This window comes from Thalassospira lucentensis, assembly GCF_001613805.1.
GTDB classification, from domain to species: Bacteria; Pseudomonadota; Alphaproteobacteria; order Rhodospirillales; family Thalassospiraceae; genus Thalassospira; species Thalassospira lucentensis_A.
In genome coordinates, this window is the sequence record NZ_LPVY01000008.1 from 219,753 (window position 1) to 236,083 (window position 16,331).

The 16,331-nt window shown below is 55.7% G+C and carries 13 protein-coding genes; 1 reads left to right on the plus strand and 12 read right to left on the minus strand.

Translation table 11 applies throughout. The features are described 5' to 3' along the window. Positions 1 to 5: 5 nt before the first annotated feature. From AUP42_RS09480 to AUP42_RS09520, 9 genes are all read right to left on the minus strand, one after another. Positions 6 to 1,109: an ABC transporter ATP-binding protein gene (locus tag AUP42_RS09480; RefSeq protein WP_419865694.1), complete on the minus strand. Its 1,104-nt coding sequence runs from the start codon at positions 1,107 to 1,109 to the stop codon at positions 6 to 8. Beyond that, positions 1,030 to 2,649 carry a glycoside hydrolase family 43 protein gene (locus tag AUP42_RS09485; RefSeq protein WP_156484590.1) on the minus strand — a complete coding sequence of 540 codons (1,620 nt, stop codon included), beginning with the start codon at positions 2,647 to 2,649 and terminating at the stop codon, positions 1,030 to 1,032. The genes AUP42_RS09480 and AUP42_RS09485 overlap by 80 nt, the downstream gene beginning before the upstream one ends. A gap of 4 nt (positions 2,650 to 2,653) precedes the next feature. Further along, positions 2,654 to 3,484: a carbohydrate ABC transporter permease gene (locus AUP42_RS09490; protein WP_062951245.1), complete on the minus strand. Its 831-nt coding sequence runs from the start codon at positions 3,482 to 3,484 to the stop codon at positions 2,654 to 2,656. After that, the gene (locus AUP42_RS09495; protein WP_062951248.1) at positions 3,481 to 4,413 is read right to left on the minus strand and encodes a carbohydrate ABC transporter permease; all 933 of its coding nucleotides are present in this window, start codon (positions 4,411 to 4,413) and stop codon (positions 3,481 to 3,483) included. Before AUP42_RS09495 ends, AUP42_RS09490 begins: the two co-directional genes overlap by 4 nt. Before the next feature lie 108 nt (positions 4,414 to 4,521). Then, entirely contained in the window at positions 4,522 to 5,781 is a 1,260-nt protein-coding gene (locus AUP42_RS09500; protein ID WP_062951249.1) for an ABC transporter substrate-binding protein, read from the minus strand. Positions 5,782 to 5,928: 147 nt separating this feature from the next. Continuing rightward, entirely contained in the window at positions 5,929 to 6,960 is a 1,032-nt protein-coding gene (locus tag AUP42_RS09505; RefSeq protein ID WP_062951250.1) for a LacI family DNA-binding transcriptional regulator, read from the minus strand. A gap of 113 nt (positions 6,961 to 7,073) precedes the next feature. After that, positions 7,074 to 8,507, minus strand: coding sequence for a two-component system sensor histidine kinase NtrB (locus AUP42_RS09510; RefSeq protein ID WP_062951251.1), 1,434 nt, complete (start codon positions 8,505 to 8,507; stop codon positions 7,074 to 7,076). Positions 8,508 to 8,524: 17 nt separating this feature from the next. After that, positions 8,525 to 9,718, minus strand: coding sequence for an HD domain-containing phosphohydrolase (locus AUP42_RS09515; protein WP_062951253.1), 1,194 nt, complete (start codon positions 9,716 to 9,718; stop codon positions 8,525 to 8,527). A gap of 12 nt (positions 9,719 to 9,730) precedes the next feature. Continuing rightward, positions 9,731 to 10,951, minus strand: coding sequence for a response regulator (locus AUP42_RS09520; protein WP_062951398.1), 1,221 nt, complete (start codon positions 10,949 to 10,951; stop codon positions 9,731 to 9,733). 400 nt (positions 10,952 to 11,351) lie between these two features. Between AUP42_RS09520 and AUP42_RS09525 the strand changes: the two genes are divergently transcribed. Beyond that, positions 11,352 to 12,623, plus strand: a complete 1,272-nt coding sequence (locus AUP42_RS09525) for a pentapeptide repeat-containing protein (protein WP_062951256.1) — start codon at positions 11,352 to 11,354, stop codon at positions 12,621 to 12,623. Positions 12,624 to 12,703: 80 nt separating this feature from the next. Here AUP42_RS09525 and argJ read toward each other — a convergent pair whose 3' ends face one another. The 3 genes from argJ to AUP42_RS09540 all read right to left on the minus strand — a co-directional run bounded on the left by argJ (position 12,704) and on the right by AUP42_RS09540 (position 16,290). Further along, positions 12,704 to 13,933 carry a bifunctional glutamate N-acetyltransferase/amino-acid acetyltransferase ArgJ gene (argJ, locus tag AUP42_RS09530; protein ID WP_062951261.1) on the minus strand — a complete coding sequence of 410 codons (1,230 nt, stop codon included), beginning with the start codon at positions 13,931 to 13,933 and terminating at the stop codon, positions 12,704 to 12,706. 146 nt (positions 13,934 to 14,079) lie between these two features. Next, positions 14,080 to 14,934 carry a peptidylprolyl isomerase gene (locus tag AUP42_RS09535; protein ID WP_062951262.1) on the minus strand — a complete coding sequence of 285 codons (855 nt, stop codon included), beginning with the start codon at positions 14,932 to 14,934 and terminating at the stop codon, positions 14,080 to 14,082. Between the two features lie 228 nt (positions 14,935 to 15,162). After that, entirely contained in the window at positions 15,163 to 16,290 is a 1,128-nt protein-coding gene (locus AUP42_RS09540; protein WP_062951266.1) for a hypothetical protein, read from the minus strand. Positions 16,291 to 16,331: the final 41 nt, after the last annotated feature.

Here is a 16,331-nt window from a genome sequence, read left to right on the forward strand (position 1 = left end):
TCCGTTCAGGTGGTGGGCGCAGAAAGGGCGTCTTTGGCGTGGATTTTCCGGCCATCCTTGCCAAACAGATGCAGGTGCTTTTCATCCGGGGTCAGGAAAACACGATCCCCGGTACGAAGGGGGTGATGGCCGGGCAGGCGCACGGTAACGGACCCGAAATCATCGGTTTCCATATAGACGACGGTGTCGCTGCCAAGATTTTCAATCACCCCGACCCTGGCAGCCCATTTGCCATTTTCCATATGGGTTCCGAGATGTTCGGGGCGGATGCCGACCGATTTGATGTCATCGCGGCCAATGGCCTGACCGGGCAGCAGGTTCATTTTCGGCGACCCGATGAAGGCGGCGACAAATTCGGTTTGCGGATTGTCGTAAAGTTCCATCGGCGGGCCGACCTGTTCGATGCGACCGGCATTCATCACCACGATCTGATCGGCAAGCGTCATGGCTTCGACCTGATCGTGGGTGACATAAACCATGGTCGCACCGATGGATTGGTGTAGTTCGGCCAGTTCAACGCGCATCTGGGTCCGCAAGGCGGCATCCAGGTTTGAAAGCGGTTCATCAAACAGGAATACCTTGGGATTGCGCACGATCGACCGCCCGATGGCAACGCGTTGACGTTGCCCGCCGGAAAGTTCGGACGGTTTGCGATCCAGCAACGGTTCAAGATGCAGGCGTTTTGCCGCGTCCTTGACCCGTTCTTCACGTTCAGAGGTGGGCATTTTCATTAGACGCAGGCCAAAATCGATATTTTGTGCCACGGTCATATGCGGATAAAGCGCATAGGATTGGAACACCATCGAAATGCCGCGTGCGGATGGCTCGAAACCGGTGACGTCGGTGCCGCCGATTTCAATCGTCCCGGATGTCGGTTTTTCCAGACCCGCAATCATGCGAAGCAGGGTCGATTTGCCGCAACCCGATGGACCGACCAGCACGGTAAAGGAGCCATGCGGGATTTCGAGTTCGATATCAGGAATGACTTCGATAGCGCCGAAGCTTTTATTGATATGTCTGAGATGAACGTCAGCCATTGTTGCGTTCCCCGTTGGCTTGATAGATGAAATGGGCGAAATCGGCGTGAATGCCGCGGCCGCTATTGTCATGGGCGGCCATGCCGATGAAGGCACCGGTGAAGTTCGTGCCTTCGCCGCTTCCGGCTTCGTCAGACAGGGCGGTGTGATCGAGGACCGCATCAATCATGGTCCAGTCGCCGCCGGGAAGGGCATAGCGGAACTGCAATTCCGGCCCGTTCACATCAACGCCAAGGCGGATGACACCGTCCTTTGGAAGGTCGATAGACGCCGGCAGCGGGTAGGTCAGCCGGGCATAGGGGAAATCGCCCGGGCAGCTATAGATGTTGAGCTTGCGGTTGCCGTCTTCGTCGGCGGTGACAGCAAGGTAATGGTACTGGAACCGGTTGTACCACGCCATCAGGCCCGCCATCTGCTGGAAGTCCAGCGGGGTAAATTCAACGACGGTTTCGGCACTGTAATTGATGTCGGTCTGACGACGGGCGACAAGGGAATGTTCGAATGCGCCCCCCGGTGCCTGACGCCCGAACAGGCGCAGATGCCCCGGCCGTTCGCCAAGCGAAAACAGACGTTCGGGTTCGGGGGTGCGCAGCCATTGGAACATGGCGGGCAGGTCGCCCGGTGTGAAATCAATACGCGACGGTTCGGCTTCGAACGGATGGGGTTCAAGATCGGGGGCCGGGACCGTCAGGTCAGGCTGGTTGGTGCCATTGGCCAGACGGGGCCATTCGCCTTTTTCCCAAACAAGTTTCTGGATCGCGGTTTCGCGGCCCAGCGGTGATCTTTTAGTGCCGGGCAGCGGACGGCTGCACAGATGCACCATATAAAATTCGCCGTTCTGCGTTTCGACAATATCAGCATGGCCCGCACGTTGCAGCGGGTTTTCGGGATTGTCCTTGGACGTCAGGATATGTTTGGCCGGATCGGTTTCATACGGCCCGGTCAGTTCGCGTGACCGGGCGATGGTCACGGCGTGGTTATAGCCAGTGCCGCCTTCGGCCACGAGCAGATAGTAATAGCCATCGCGACGATAAAGATGCGGGCCTTCGGTAAACAGGTGATCCGTCCCGCGATAGATGTTGCGGATCGGTCCGACAAGTTTCTGTTCGGTGGTGGAATATTCCTGAAGGGCGATACCGACAAAGCGTTCACCGACCACCTGATTATGATCCCAGATCATGTTGATCAGCCATTTGCGGCCATCATCATGGAACAGCGACGGATCAAAACCCGATGCATTGAGATAGATCGGATCAGACCACGGGCCATCAATGGCGGGGGCGGTGACAAGATAGTTTGGTGTATCCTTGAAGGCGCCGTCCTTGCGTTTGACGTCGGTATAAATCAGCCAGAACAGACCGTCGGCATAGGTCAGACAGGGCGCCCAGATGCCACCGGAATCCGGGTTGCCGCGCATATCGAGTTGCGATTTGCGGTTTAACGGACGCGATATCAGTTTCCAGTTTACCAGATCGCGGGAATGATGAATTTGAACACCGGGGAACCATTCGAAGGTCGAGGTCGCGATGTAATAATCATCGCCCACACGGCAGATTGACGGGTCCGGGTTGAAACCGGGAAGGATGGGGTTCTGGATCATTTCAGCAGACATGGCATCAACCTTTGACAGCACCACCGGTCAGGCCGGCGACGATATATTTTTGGGCAGCGAGGAAGAACACGATGGCGGGCATGATCGTCAGGGTGACGAAGGCCAGGGTGCGGTTCCATTCGGTGACGAATTCACCGCGGAACTGCATCATGCCAAGCGGCCATGTGAAGGCTTCGCGTGAATTGAGCATGACCAGAGGCAGCAGGAAGTTGTTCCAGCTCTGGACAAAGACGAAGACGCCAACCGTGGCGAGGATCGGTGTGGAAAGCGGCAGGGTGAACCGCCAGAAAAACCTTATATAGCCACAGCCATCGACATAGGCGGCTTCGAACAGTTCACGCGGGAGCTGTTCGAAGAAGGTGCGGAAAAGCAGAATTGCCAGCGACAACCCGAAGGCGGTTTGCGGCAGAATGACCGACCAGTAGGAATCCAGAAGGCCGATATCGCGCACCTGAATGAACAGCGGCAGGATGGCGGTTGCAAACGGGAACATCAGGCCCAGCAGCAGATAGGAAAACAGCATCCGCGATCCGAAGAAGCGGATTTGCGCGAACACATAGGCCGCAGCCGCCCCGACCAGAAGGGTCAGGATCACCGCCGACACCGAAATCAGCAGCGAATTGCCCAGATATCGCCAGAAAGCCGGATCGGACACGATGGCGTTATAGAATTCGAAATTCCAGCTTTCGGGCAGGCCAAAGGCGCTGGTGCGGATTTCGGCATTTGTTTTAAAGCCGCCAAGAGCGGTGGCAAGCAGGGGTGCGATGACGAAACTGGCGATGACGCACAGTATGGTGACGCGCAGAAGATTGCGCAGGAAGGTTTTGCTTGTCATGGCTTTTTCCCCGGCGACATGGCGGCACGTTGATAGAAAATGGCAACGGCAACCGCGGTGATGAACAGGACAACCCCGATGGCACTGCCAAAACCGATGCGCAGACGTGTCAGGCCGAAGGTGTAAAGATAGGTGACAATGGTATGGCTGGTGTTGGATGGGCCACCATTGGTCAGCGGGATGATCACGTCAAAGACCTGAAGCGCGCCGATGATGGCGAAAAAGGCGCTGACGATGATGGCAGGTTTGATCAGCGGGATCTGTACATAGCGCACGATATCAAACGGTTTTGCGCCTTCGATGCGGGCGGCTTCGATCAGATCGCGGGGTACGCCTTGCAGGGCGGCGATATAGATCATCATGTGGAAGCCGAAATATTTCCAGACAATCACGGTCATGACGGCAACAAAGGCCCAATCGCGATCGGCCAGAATGAAGAAGGGTTCAAGCCCGAAGGTTTCGCCAACCGATGCTGTGACGCCATAATGGCCGTCGAAAACGAAGCTCCAGATCAGGCCGGCGGCGACTTCGGCCAGAATGTAGGGCACAAAGAAGATCAGCCGGAAAAGGGCGTTGGTCGGTGTTTTTTTATAGATCAGAAGGGCGAGAAACAGGGCGAGTGGCATCTGGACCAGAAGCGATACCAGAACGATCTTGATCGTGTTCCAGATCGCCGAATGAAACACGGAATGTCCGATCATCTGTTCGAAATTCTTCAGTCCGACATAGTCGGTCGGTTCGCCATATCCGTTCCAGTTAAAGAACGCGAAATAGCCCGACTGAAGCAGGGGAAGAATGACAAACAGGCTGAACAGGATCAGGGCAGGCGGCAGCAGCAGCACAAGGGCTGCGAATTTGCCATTGGTCAGGACGTTTTTTGTGCGCTGGGCCAGCGAAAGGTGCGGCGGGGCGTGGGGGATGGTCGGCATGGGCCGCCTCCGAAGCATGTATCATTGGAGAAGGCGGGGGCGTTGCCCAACCCGCAAGCGGATTGAACCAAACGCCCCCGAATGCAGGGCCAAATGCAGGGTCAGAACTTACTGGAAGTCCCAGGCTTCCTGAATTTGTGCGGCGGCTTCTTCTGGGGTGATGACTTCCTGGGCCAGATCGGCGGAAATATCATTCACCGTGGCGCCGACGGACGCCCCGAGATACTGATCAAGGAAGATCTGGTGATAGGAAGATTGCGTCAGATCACGGGCGACCTGCTGGAAGAACGGATTATCGATTGCGTCGTCGGTTCCCTTGACGATCGGAATGAAGATCCCGGCCTTGGCGGCTTCGCGCTGATATTTGGCGCTGATCATGTGTTGCAGGAAATCAGCCGCTTCGTCAGGCGCATTATGGGAAACCGCCCAGCCATTGATGCCGCCAAAGGTTGCATCGGCACCGGCTTCGCCGCCATCGATCATCGGGAAGGGCATGATGGCCAGTTGGTCATCAGACAGGCCCTTGCCACTTTGGGAACGCGCACGCGACGGCAGATAATCCCAATCCCCCATCAGGTGGAAGGCCGCGGCACCGTCGCCGAACATGCCGCTGGCCTGTTCGTAGCTTGTGCCCATCATGCCCGACTGGAAGGGTTCGAGCTTGGCCAGTTCCTGGAAGGTCCGGCCCGCATTGACGAAAGGCTCTGATTCGAAATTCTCGCCGTCATCCTGCATGGCTTCGTTAATCGCATCCGCCCCGCCATAGCGCAGCGCAAGATAGGCCCAGTAGAAATGCAGCGGCCATTTATCCTTGCCGCCAGCGACAATCGGGGTGATGCCGGCATCCTTGATTTTCTGGACGGCTTTGAGGAAATCATCCCAGGTTTTGATCTGGGTGTGATCGACGCCAGCCTTGGCGGTCAGGTCTTTATTGACCCAGAAGATGACCTCGGTCGCATAGATTGGCAGGCCGTAAATCTTGTCGTCGACCGAATAGGCGTTAACCGCGGATTTGGGAACGGTATCAAGGAAGTCGCTGTTTAGCAGGCCGGATATGTCTTTGAGGAAGCCTGCCTTTGCCTGATCGGCCAGCGTCTGACCGCCCCAGCTATAGAAAATGTCGGGGGCAGCATCGGATTGCAGCAGGGTCGGCAGTTTGCTTTTATAGGCTTCGTTGGCGAGATATTCGAAATTGACTTTCACGCCGGGGTGGCTGGCTTCGTAATCTTTGCCGATAGTCGACAGATATGCCTTCTGGGCCGGATCGCCGGTTTCAACGCGCAGAATATTGATGGTGGTATCGGCCTGTGCGGCGACGGTGCACAGACTGCATACGGCGATGCCGACAGCGCCAAGCATGTGTTTCATTGGTTCCTCCCGGAGGTTGCTTTTGCAACCTTTTGTTGATGCATTTTAGGACGAAACGATATCCAGTTGCTTTTCTGAGGTACGTACGTCTTTGATGAACGTACCTCAAAAGAGAGGAATTTAAAAGTGCCTGTTTCAGATTTTGTTCTAGGGGAGATTGTCACGCATGAAAATATCGATGCGGATGCGTTCCTGTGCATTCAGGAATGGACGTCCGTCAACCAGTGCCTTTAGCACACGCACCGCACTTCTGGCTTCATGGCCGGGGTCCTGATTGATGACGGCGTCAAAGATGCCGTTTTGTAATGCGGTCCGGGTATGTTCGGTCAGTTCGTGGGCGACCACCGGGATTTTTCCGGCCTTGCCGGTTTTTTCAAGAGCGCGGATAACGCCACGATTGCCCGCCCCCAGGCTGTATAGTGCGACAATATCGGAATTTTGTTCGAGCATTTCGCGCAGCAACAGTTCCACCCGGTCGGAATTATCGAGACCTTCGATGGCAGGCAGGATCGAGAAATGCGGATATTCGTTGCGGATGATCCGTTCAAAGCCGTTGCGCCGTTCCATATGGTCGCGCAGTAGCATTGAGCCTGCTATGACCGCGATTTTCCCCGATGGCGCATGGCAAAAACGGCCAAGCAATCCGGCGGCAGTCCGGCCAGCAACTTCGTTATCAATCCCGATGAAATGTTCGCGCCGGGATGTCGGATGGTCACTGACCAGGGTCACGACATGGATATTGCGTTCCCGCAATCCCTCTATGGCCTGATGCACGGCTTGCGATTCCGTGGCGACAACGGCGACACCGTCGAATTTCTGATGGCCAATGGCATCAAGCACCTCTGCCAGGGCAACGCCATCGAAGGCCCGGACCATGATGGTTTCGATTTCTATGCGATCAAGCGGCCCGTGTTCGGCAATTTTGCCAACTTCCTGTTCCAGACCGCGCATGAAGGTGTTGGGGCCCTTGGGCAGGATAAAGCAGAACCGGTAAAAGCGCTTTTTAGAAAGGTTGGCGGCGGCGATATCGCGTTCATATCGCAATTTTGCCATGGCTTCTTCGACCTTGCGCGCGGTGACCGGCCGCACGCCGCTTCGGGCATTTAAAACTCTGTCAACGGTGGCAAGACTAACCCCGGCTTCGCGGGCAACGTCATGAACGGTCGGGCGCGACGCCATATTGGTCTCCGGATTGGGTTTTCACCGATGAGGTTTTCAGAAGCCTGACCCTAACTTATGAAATAGTTCTGTTAAATCCAATATATTCAAAGATGTCGCGATACATCGGCATCCTAGGCATTTTTCTTCTTTTTATCGGGAGCCTTTTTGACCGTATCGGGTTTGCCTGTCCGATCCTCGGCCGGGAGGAGGACATGGAAGGTTGTGCCTTTGCCCATTTCGGTTTCAAACCAGATGCGCCCGCCATGCTTGATCTGCACGATGTCATGGGTGATGGCGAGGCCCTGACCGGTGCCTTTGCCGACTTCCTTGGTGGTGAAAAACGGGTTGAAGATTTTGGATCGGTTTTCCTTGGCGATGCCGGTTCCGTTATCGGAAATGCTGATCAGGACACTGTCATCAAGGAAGGTGGTTTTGATTTTGATCTCGCCTTCTTCGGGGGATCGACCGGCGGCGTCGATTGCTTGGGCGGCATTCACGATCAGGTTGAGAAATACCTGATTGATTTCGTTGATGTGGCACGGGATATGCGGCAGTTCCGGTTCGTAATTTTCGACCAGTTGCGCGTAATGTTTCCATTCATTGCGCGATATGACGGTGACGTTTGACAGGACCCGGTTGATATCGGTCGCGGTTTTTTCCGCCCCGCCCGGATGGGAAAATTCCTTCATCGACAGGACGATACGCGCAACCTGATTGATGCCATCAAGGGATTGCTGGGTTGCATGCGGGATTTCATCAAGCAGGAATTCCAGATCGGCATCGCGCATTTTGCGGGCAAAATTGTTGAAGGTGTTTTCAGGCAAACGATCACGATTTTGCCACAGCGTTTGCAGCGCCAGCCCCAGAATGCGCGACAGCGCCCCGTAGCCGTCATTGAGGAATTTCAGGTTGTCGCGGATATACTGGCTGGGCGTGTTGATTTCATGCGCGATCCCGCCCGCCAGATGGCCGATGGCTTCGAGTTTCAAGGCTTCGCGCAGTTCGCCTTCGAGTTTTTGCTGTGATTCTTCGGCCTGTTTGCGGCGCGTGATATCGCGGAAAATATACAGGTAGCTCATTTCGCCGGTAAAGTTGGCGGGGCTTACGGTGATTTCCATCGGGAAGGTATCACCATCAAGGCGTTGACCCATGGTTTCGGTATAGTCATAGCGTAGCGTGCCGCTGCTGATATTGATGCAGCGGTTCAGCAGTTTGTGGCGCACCGTCGATTTGCGGTCGACAAAAAGGGCGTCGACCGACAGGCCGAGCATATCGGTCATCGTGCCGCGCAGAAGGTTAAGGGCGGACTCGTTGCAGTCGCAGATCATCCCCGCACCATCGATGACCAGAATGCCTTCGACCACGCTGTTAAGGATGGTTTTCAGCCGCTGATTGGCTTCGGTTTCACGTTTTTTCTGTTCGTTCAGAAGGGCATGGATCTGCTTGAGAGCCTCGGAGCTGACATCAAGCTGATTGATCGCATCAAGAAGATCGTCGGTGCCCGCCGAGTCTCTGGCAGGGTGAATGACCTTGAGATGATCGTCGTTATGCCGCTTGTCTGTCATGCCCGCGGTTCCGTTATTCAGTTATTGGTCGAAGGGCGGGAGCCGCCGCGGCGAATACGGATCGGTTCACGAAATTTGTGGATCTGCTGGAATACGCGCAGGCGTTGCAACTGAACTTCGGAAACGTGATTGCCGTGGGTCAGCAGGATATGGCCTTCGACTGTTTCGATATCCGTCATCAGAAAGTCGTGTACCCGCAGCGACTTGAGATAGACATCCTGTTCACGTCCTTTGGGGTGGGCTTCGATATCGTAGGAGTCGTCAACAATGGCAAGAAGGTCGGATATCTGACCCAGAAGTTCGGGGTCATAGCGGTGCGGATGTTCCTGCAATTCATCGAAATTCTGGGCGAGCGGCATGTCGCTGGTGCTGAGTTCGGCAAGATCATTGAGGATGCGCAGCACACGCGCGCCAAGCGGGATATCCTTGCCCTTGGGGCTGTCGCCGACCGGAAAGCCCGATCCGTCGAAGTTCTTGAACTGCAGATAAACAATTTCGCCGATATGGTGCAGGCGCGGAATATTGGCGATCAGCTGCTTGCCGACTTCAGGCGTGCGTTTCAAAAGATCGCGTTCCAGCGGTTGCAGAACCTTGCCCATCGCCAGACGGGCGAGGGTATCAGGTGGCAGCGATACCATACCGATCGGCGCAAGCAGGGCTGCAAGACCAAGTTCCCACGGCTGGGGATAGCCGATATCGCGCGCAATCATGTCACACCATGCTTTCACCCGCATGGAACGCCCGAATATCAGGGGGTTAAGCTGTGCCAGAACATCGGTCAGAACCTTGACGCTGCCAGCCAGTGTCTGTTCAAGCAGATCGCGTTCCGCCGTGATCAGGTGATGCTGGCGAATGGCATCATTGATCCCCTGTTCCAGGACCTCGTCATCGCAGGGTTTGCTGAAGAACCGGAAAATCTGGCCGCGATTGATGGCCTCGACCGCGGTGTGCTGATCGGCATTGCCGGTCAGCATCATGCGGACGGTATCGGGGCTGACCCGGCCGATTTCGGTCAGAAGTTTGACACCATCCATGCCGGGCATGCGCATATCGGCGATACAGACGGCAAAGGGGCCGTCTTCCATCAGGATACGCAGGGCTTCCTCGCCGCCAACCGCAATTTCGAAATCGAATTTGCGGCGCATTTTGCGCTGCAGGGCGTGAAGCAGGTTTCTGTCATCGTCGACGAATAGGACTTTGCTTTTTTCCATGGCCGCGGGTCTTTACTGGGTCAGGGTTTTATATTTGTCGGCTACAACGCGTGCGATCTTGTGCCATTCATCAAGCTGGTCGGCCTTGCCGATACCCGCCAGGTAATCCATGTCGATATGGCTTTCGACTTTCTTGCCGGTTTCGTTGGCGGCAACCTGTCGTGTGAGGTCCTGGGCGACATAGATCGCGGTCAGGACATTCATTTCGCGATGGGGCGTATCCATCGGTCGGTGATGATAGGCAACCGCCTGAACCACCGGGGCCGGGAAGCCCCACAATCCCAGAAGATAGGCACCGATTTCCGGATGACCTGCGCCGAACTGTTCAATTTCGGCCTGTTCGATCGGAATATGATCTTTTTCAACCCTTGCAATCACCTTGGTCATTTCTTTGTTGCGATTGGCATAAAGGATCAGACTGCCGACGTGGCTGAGCATTCCGGTCGAGGGGACGGCCTGACATATAGGACGCGGCAGTTTTTCATATTCGGCAATCAGGGCGGCAGTAACGCCAATCTGCTGGCTGCGATGGCAAAGGCGCAGCAGATTGTCGGCTTCGCTTTTGGGGCCGTCAAAGCCGCGGAAAATGCCAACGAAAAGTGCCAGGGCCTTAAGCGTTTCGGTGCCGATCATCCGCACGGCATGGGAAACGGAACTTATTTTCTGGGCGATGGCGAAATAGGCCGAGTTGGTCAGTTTCAGGACTTCGGCGGTCAGCGCGATGTCGGATGAAACGATCTGGGTGATCTGTTCCTGCGAGATTTTCGGGTCTTCGAGGGCCTTGACCAGCCGAAGATAGGTATCGGGCGGGGAGCTTAGCGTATCGATGCTGGCAACCAGCGAACGCAATTCCGGACGGGAAAGCAGACCGCGAAGATCCAGTGCATTTTCGATGGTTTCGATCAGAAGCGAATCCTCGCACGGTTTGGCCAGATACTGATGGGCGGGGCCGACGGTCCTGAGGACGGCTTCTTCTTCGGCGAAGCCCGACAGGATGATGCGTGTGGCATGCGGATGTGTTTTTTGCAGGGTGCCAAGCAGTGTTGCCCCGTCCATGCCGGGCATGCGCATGTCCGATACGATCACATCAATCTGCATGCTTTTGGAAAGTTCCAATGCTTCGGCCGCACTGGTTGCAAAGACCATTTGCCAGTCGGGTCGCATGCTGCGCAGGCGCCTGCGCAGGCCGTGCAAGATGTTCTCGTCATCGTCAACGAACAGAATCTGATTCATTAATCGGGCCCATGCATCGATTTCGGCGTTGGGTGCCAACTATGGATTTGGTGATTTTGCACGCCGGATCAAAGGTATCGGACAGCAATTAATTAAAGTTGTGCCCGAAAATTTTTGCACGTTACAGATTATGTCACCGAATGTGTCAGGGACAACCTACCCCCAAGGCAACCGGTTTTGCCGGGAAACGGCGGCAAGACAGGTGTCAGATTTCCGCGTATCTGTGCGGATAGGCAGGTTTGTTTGCGATTTATCGCATCAACTTGTTGGAAAGCGGCGTGAAAATGCCAAGATGTCATATTGTGTCAGAAAATTAGCGTTGAAGCCGGGCTATCATAAAGCTGTAACCGTTCCAAAACTGTTCCGGGCCAGAAGATCATCGGGGGATCGATCCTAGAAAATGGTTTCACGTACAGAGCTGATTGAAGCGATCAAAAAGCATCAGCGATATGTATTGAAGCAACCTGGCGGCAAGCGCATGCAGCTTCGCAACGGGAACCTTTCGCGTATCAAAATGAGCAAGATCAGCCTTGATGACGCGATCATGCCAGGATCGAACTTTATCCAGGCCGTGATCAAGGATGTCAGTTTCAATTTTTGCGATCTTTTCGGGACCAATTTTGTTGAAGCCGATCTTGAAGGGTCAAGCTTTGTGCGGGCTGATTTGCGCGGGGCGAATATGGCACGGGCCAAGTTGCGCAATGCCAACCTCAAGGGGGCGGATCTTCGATCCGGTGTGATGATCGTGATGGATGCCGGGCGCGAACGCCGGGTTAAACGGGCCACCGATCTTGCCAATGCGGATATGGAAGGATCGATGCTGGTGGGGGCCAATCTGGCGGAAGCCAATATGTCGGGTTCGAACCTGATGGATTCCGATCTGAGCGATGCCAACATGTTTGCCGTCAATCTTGCGGGGGCGGATTTGACGGGCTGCAATCTTTCGGGGGCCAAGATGAAGAACGCCAACCTCAAGGGGGCGAAGCTTCAGAATGCGGTGCTTTCGGGAACGGATTTAAGCGGGGCCAATCTTCGAAATGTCGACCTGAACGGTGTGGATCTTTCGCAGGCCAATATCGCCAACAGTCTGGGCAGCAAGGCGGTCGCCCCCCTGCCGGATGATATTCGCGATCTGGTGAATGCGCATAGTGAATGGCTTTCGAGCGGTGGCCAGCAGGGTAAGCCGCTTAACGCGACGGGGCGTGATCTTTCGGGGATGGATTTTTCGGGGCTGGACCTTTCGGCCGCCTGTTTTGACGATTGCGGCCTGCGCGGGGCATTGTTTATCGATACCATTCTTGCCATGGCATCTTTGCGCGGGGCGGACCTCAAGCTTGCGAAGCTTAACAGTGCGACCCTGAACGGGGCGCGATTGAACGGGGCGAACTGCCAGAAGGCAATTTTCCAGGGGGCACGGTTTGGCGCGGTCGAGCAGCGTGACGGCCATGGCCACAAAACCGGGGTGACGTGGCATGCAGACCTTAGTGGCGCGGATTTTTCCAAGGCCGATATTCGCAATGCGATCTTCACCAATCCGAAAATGGCCGATGTCAAAATGATTCGGACCAATATTTCGGGCGTTGCGTTTGGCGATACGGATCTGAGCGGTGTTGATTTCGAGGGGGCGAATGTCGGCGCGATCCTGAGCGGGCATTTGCCCGATCATTCCTGAGCAGAACCGGTACCTCCGACAGCAAAAAAGCCGCCTTCGCATGAAAGGCGGCTTTGATTTATTCAGGTCGTTTGGATCAATCAGCTGCGATAATCGGCATTGATCGAGATATAGCCATGCGTCAGATCGCAGGTCCAGACGGTGGCCTTGCCATCGCCAAAGCCGAGATCGACGTCGATATCGATATACTGACCCTTGATGTGGGCAGCGACCGGGGCTTCGTCATAATCGGCAACGCGTTCGCCGTTTTTCGCCAGAACAATACCACCGATGGAAACGGTCAGTTTGTTCGGGTCGGCCTGAACGCCGCATTTACCAACTGCCATGACGATACGGCCCCAGTTGGCGTCTTCACCGGCAATCGCGGTTTTGACCAGCGGGGAGTTTGCAATCGCCTTGGCGGTGATTTTGGCTTCTTTTTCGCTGATGGCGCCAGTGACATTGACGGTGATGAATTTCGAAGCCCCTTCGCCGTCGCGCACCACCTGATGGGCCAGATCACGCATCACGTCTTCAAGGGCAGTTCTGAAACCGGCCAGTGCGGGATCATCAATACCCGAAACGGTGGCATTTCCCGCCTTGCCGGTTGCGGCCAGAAGGACGGTATCGGATGTCGAGGTATCGCTATCGACCGTAATCGCGTTGAATGACCTGTTTGTGCAATCGGCCAGCAGCGCCTGAAGCAGGTCATGGGGCACGGCGGCATCGGTAAAGATGAAGCCCAGCATGGTGGCCATGTTCGGCTCGATCATGCCTGAACCCTTGGCAAAACCGGCAATCGTGACCTTGGCACCATGGATGGTGGCGGTGGCCGATGCACCCTTGGGGAAGGTATCGGTGGTCATGATCGCCTTGGCGGCATCAAGCCAACCGGATTGGTTCGCCAGAAGGTCGGGCAGGGCATCGGTAATGCGGTTTGCAGTGGTTGGTTCGCCAATCACACCGGTGGAGGCGGTGAAGATTTCGGTCTTGTCGCAACCCAGTGCCTTTGCGGCGGCTTCGACTTTGTCGGCGACGAATTTTTCGCCTGCCTTGCCGGTGAAGGCAACCGAGTTGCCGGCATTGACAAAGAATGCGCGACCGGTGCCGCCCTTGAGTGCTTCGCGTCCCCAGCGAACCGCGGCCGATGCCGTGGTCGAGGTGGTGAAGACACCCGCGACCTGTGTGCCCGGTTCCAGTTCGGCCAGAAGGACATCGGGGCGGCCCTTGTATCGGATGCCAAGGGTTACGGTATGCAGTTTGACACCGGAAATTGCCGGAAGATCGGGAAAACCGGCCGGAGCCAGCGGAGAAAGCGAAGTCGCAACCATCTGTTCAATTTCCTTCGTTGAACGTGATCAAGCCATTAATTCAAAGGTAGCGCATTTGGAACGGTTGGATGATAAAAAAACGGGGTGAAGCCCGATGGCCCACCCCGTTCTGGATCCCAGCTTTGAAACCGGTCAAGCCGTACGGCTTAGTTTTTCGGGGTTTCTGCGCTGTCGTCTGCTGCCGGGGCTTCGGTGTTGTTCACCACCTCGGCATCGGATCGGAGTTCCTCAATCAGGTCCTGAACGGCCTGCTGGGTTACTTCGGCTTCCATCTGCTGACGGATTTCTTCAAGGCTCGGCTGGACGCCGTCCTTTTTCTCTTCGACCAGGATCACGTGCCAGCCGAACTGGGTCTGAACCGGTTCTTTGCTATAGGTGCCCGGCTCCATCGAGAAGGCTGCCTCGGCGAACGGTGCGACCATGTCGCCCTTGTTAAAGAAACCAAGATCGCCGCCATTCGGGGCGGATGGGCCGGTTGATTTTTCCTTGGCGAGTTCGACGAAATCGGCACCGCCATCAAGCTCGGCAATCACGGCTTTGGCGTCTTCTTCGTTTTCCAGAAGGATGTGACGCGCGTGAACCTGCGGCTCCGGCTCGTTGGTTTTGATAAATTCGTCGTAATGGGCCTTGATCGCGTCGTCGGTGACTTTCTCTTCGATTGCGCGCTCAAGATAGGTTTCGGCAACGATACGGCGTTCAAGGGCTGCGAGCTGTTTCTTGACCTCTTCGTCGTCGGCAAGACCCGCATCCTGGCCGGCAAGCATCAGCAGGCGCTGATTGATTTCGCGGTCGACAAGCATCGGCTTGAGCATTTCAAACGGGAGCTGGCGATACTGTTGGGGCAGGCCCTGTTGCGTCGCGCGCACTTCGGATTCCAGGATTTCCTCGCCATTGACGGTTGCCAGAACCTGGTCTTCGGCCGGTGCAGCGTCCTGAGCCATAACCGGGCTTGCAAACATAACGGTCGCAAGTGACGCAGCGAGTAGGGTTTTGCGCAGCATATTTTCTCCAGACTTTCATTTTAGGGGGATTTTGCCCCATGCCTCACCCCACGGATAAATCACATCCGTTCGTGACACACAAGGGTTCCCCTCGGGTGTCACGGTTTTTTCAAAGCAATCTGGCTAAAATGTGAAATGCTGATGTAGCGCGGAAAACATAATAGCCGCGAATTGGGGGGCTTTAATGTTCTTCCCTGATGGGTTGTGGCGCAGATCGGCAAATGACAGCTAGGCACGAACGTCAAAAAAGACTTCGCCAACAGTGCCGGTGCTGCCGTCATCACGTTCAAAACCGGCACTTGCCGCGAGAACACCACCGACCAGTTTCTGATCAAGCGGAGTGATGAAAGTCAGATCAATCGCGGAAATTCCGGCATCGGCTAGATTGGTGGTCGAACCATCAGCGCGCAGCAGAATCAGGGACGAAAAAACATCATCGTTGCTGTCGATCCGGCCATCTTTGTTGCCGTCATATTTGGCAAGTTCGGCAAAGCCGTCTTTTGCACCATTCTGATCGCCGAACAATTCGGTGCCATCATTAATGATGCCGTCACGGTTGCGATCAAGCGCAAGCAGGGCGTCATTCCCTGTGATCCATGCGGTTCGGTCCTGCGTGCCGTCACCATTGATGTCAAATATCCTGCCGTCTTCTAGGCTGGTGATGTCGATCCCGTTGCCGTCAAGATCAAGGATCAGCGGGTCCTGCTGGGTAATGCCGATGATTTCAACGCGGATCTGTTCGACGCGGGCGTGAAATTCGCTGATCGAGATGCTGCCACTGCCAAGGGCGTCGGAAAAGCGGGCTTCGATCTGTTTCATATCGATACGGATGCTTTGCGACACCATCGAAAAGGCCGCACTGCTGCCGCGTTCGGCAAAACCATTGGCCAAAGCCAGACCAAAATCACGCGCCATGGCGGCGGGGCTGCCATCAATACCGGCGGCAGCCACCATATCACCCTCAAGCCCCTTGGTCAGGGCATCGGCCATTTCACGGGCCTCGGCCGGGGGAATGCCCAGCATGGCGAGTACGATGAAAGCATCACGGTTCATTCTTGTCGCCGCGTCGCCAAGGGTTGCGCCGACGGCACCGGTCAGTTTTTCAATTGCCGTTGGAGGCACAGGATTGGAAAGGGCACCATCGCCGAGTGTTTCATCAAGGCGCAGATTGATCCGCAGGCTTTCATCGATCTGATCGATGATGCGGCGTCCTTCGCGAACATTTTGCGGTTCCGGGGATGGGCGTTTTTGCCGCGTGTCGGGCTGAATGTCGGTGGCCGAAACACGACGGGACGTTGCCAGCAAATCGGCGGATCGTCCCTGGGTGCTGTTATTAAACGACGGGTGTCCAAACATTCAGCGCCTCCTTCCTGAAGGGCTGCGGGACGGGAGCGGCA

Coding starts and splice junctions, on each gene's coding strand:
- AUP42_RS09480 (WP_419865694.1), bottom strand. CDS start 1,109: ATGACAATAGCGGCCGCGGCATTCACGCCGATTTCGCCCATTTCATCT.
- AUP42_RS09485 (WP_156484590.1), bottom strand. CDS start 2,649: ATGTCTGCTGAAATGATCCAGAACCCCATCCTTCCCGGTTTCAACCCG.
- AUP42_RS09490 (WP_062951245.1), bottom strand. CDS start 3,484: ATGACAAGCAAAACCTTCCTGCGCAATCTTCTGCGCGTCACCATACTG.
- AUP42_RS09495 (WP_062951248.1), bottom strand. CDS start 4,413: ATGCCGACCATCCCCCACGCCCCGCCGCACCTTTCGCTGGCCCAGCGC.
- AUP42_RS09500 (WP_062951249.1), bottom strand. CDS start 5,781: ATGAAACACATGCTTGGCGCTGTCGGCATCGCCGTATGCAGTCTGTGC.
- AUP42_RS09505 (WP_062951250.1), bottom strand. CDS start 6,960: ATGGCGTCGCGCCCGACCGTTCATGACGTTGCCCGCGAAGCCGGGGTT.
- AUP42_RS09510 (WP_062951251.1), bottom strand. CDS start 8,507: ATGACAGACAAGCGGCATAACGACGATCATCTCAAGGTCATTCACCCT.
- AUP42_RS09515 (WP_062951253.1), bottom strand. CDS start 9,718: ATGGAAAAAAGCAAAGTCCTATTCGTCGACGATGACAGAAACCTGCTT.
- AUP42_RS09520 (WP_062951398.1), bottom strand. CDS start 10,951: ATGAATCAGATTCTGTTCGTTGACGATGACGAGAACATCTTGCACGGC.
- AUP42_RS09525 (WP_062951256.1), top strand. CDS start 11,352: ATGGTTTCACGTACAGAGCTGATTGAAGCGATCAAAAAGCATCAGCGA.
- argJ (WP_062951261.1), bottom strand. CDS start 13,933: ATGGTTGCGACTTCGCTTTCTCCGCTGGCTCCGGCCGGTTTTCCCGAT.
- AUP42_RS09535 (WP_062951262.1), bottom strand. CDS start 14,934: ATGCTGCGCAAAACCCTACTCGCTGCGTCACTTGCGACCGTTATGTTT.
- AUP42_RS09540 (WP_062951266.1), bottom strand. CDS start 16,290: ATGTTTGGACACCCGTCGTTTAATAACAGCACCCAGGGACGATCCGCC.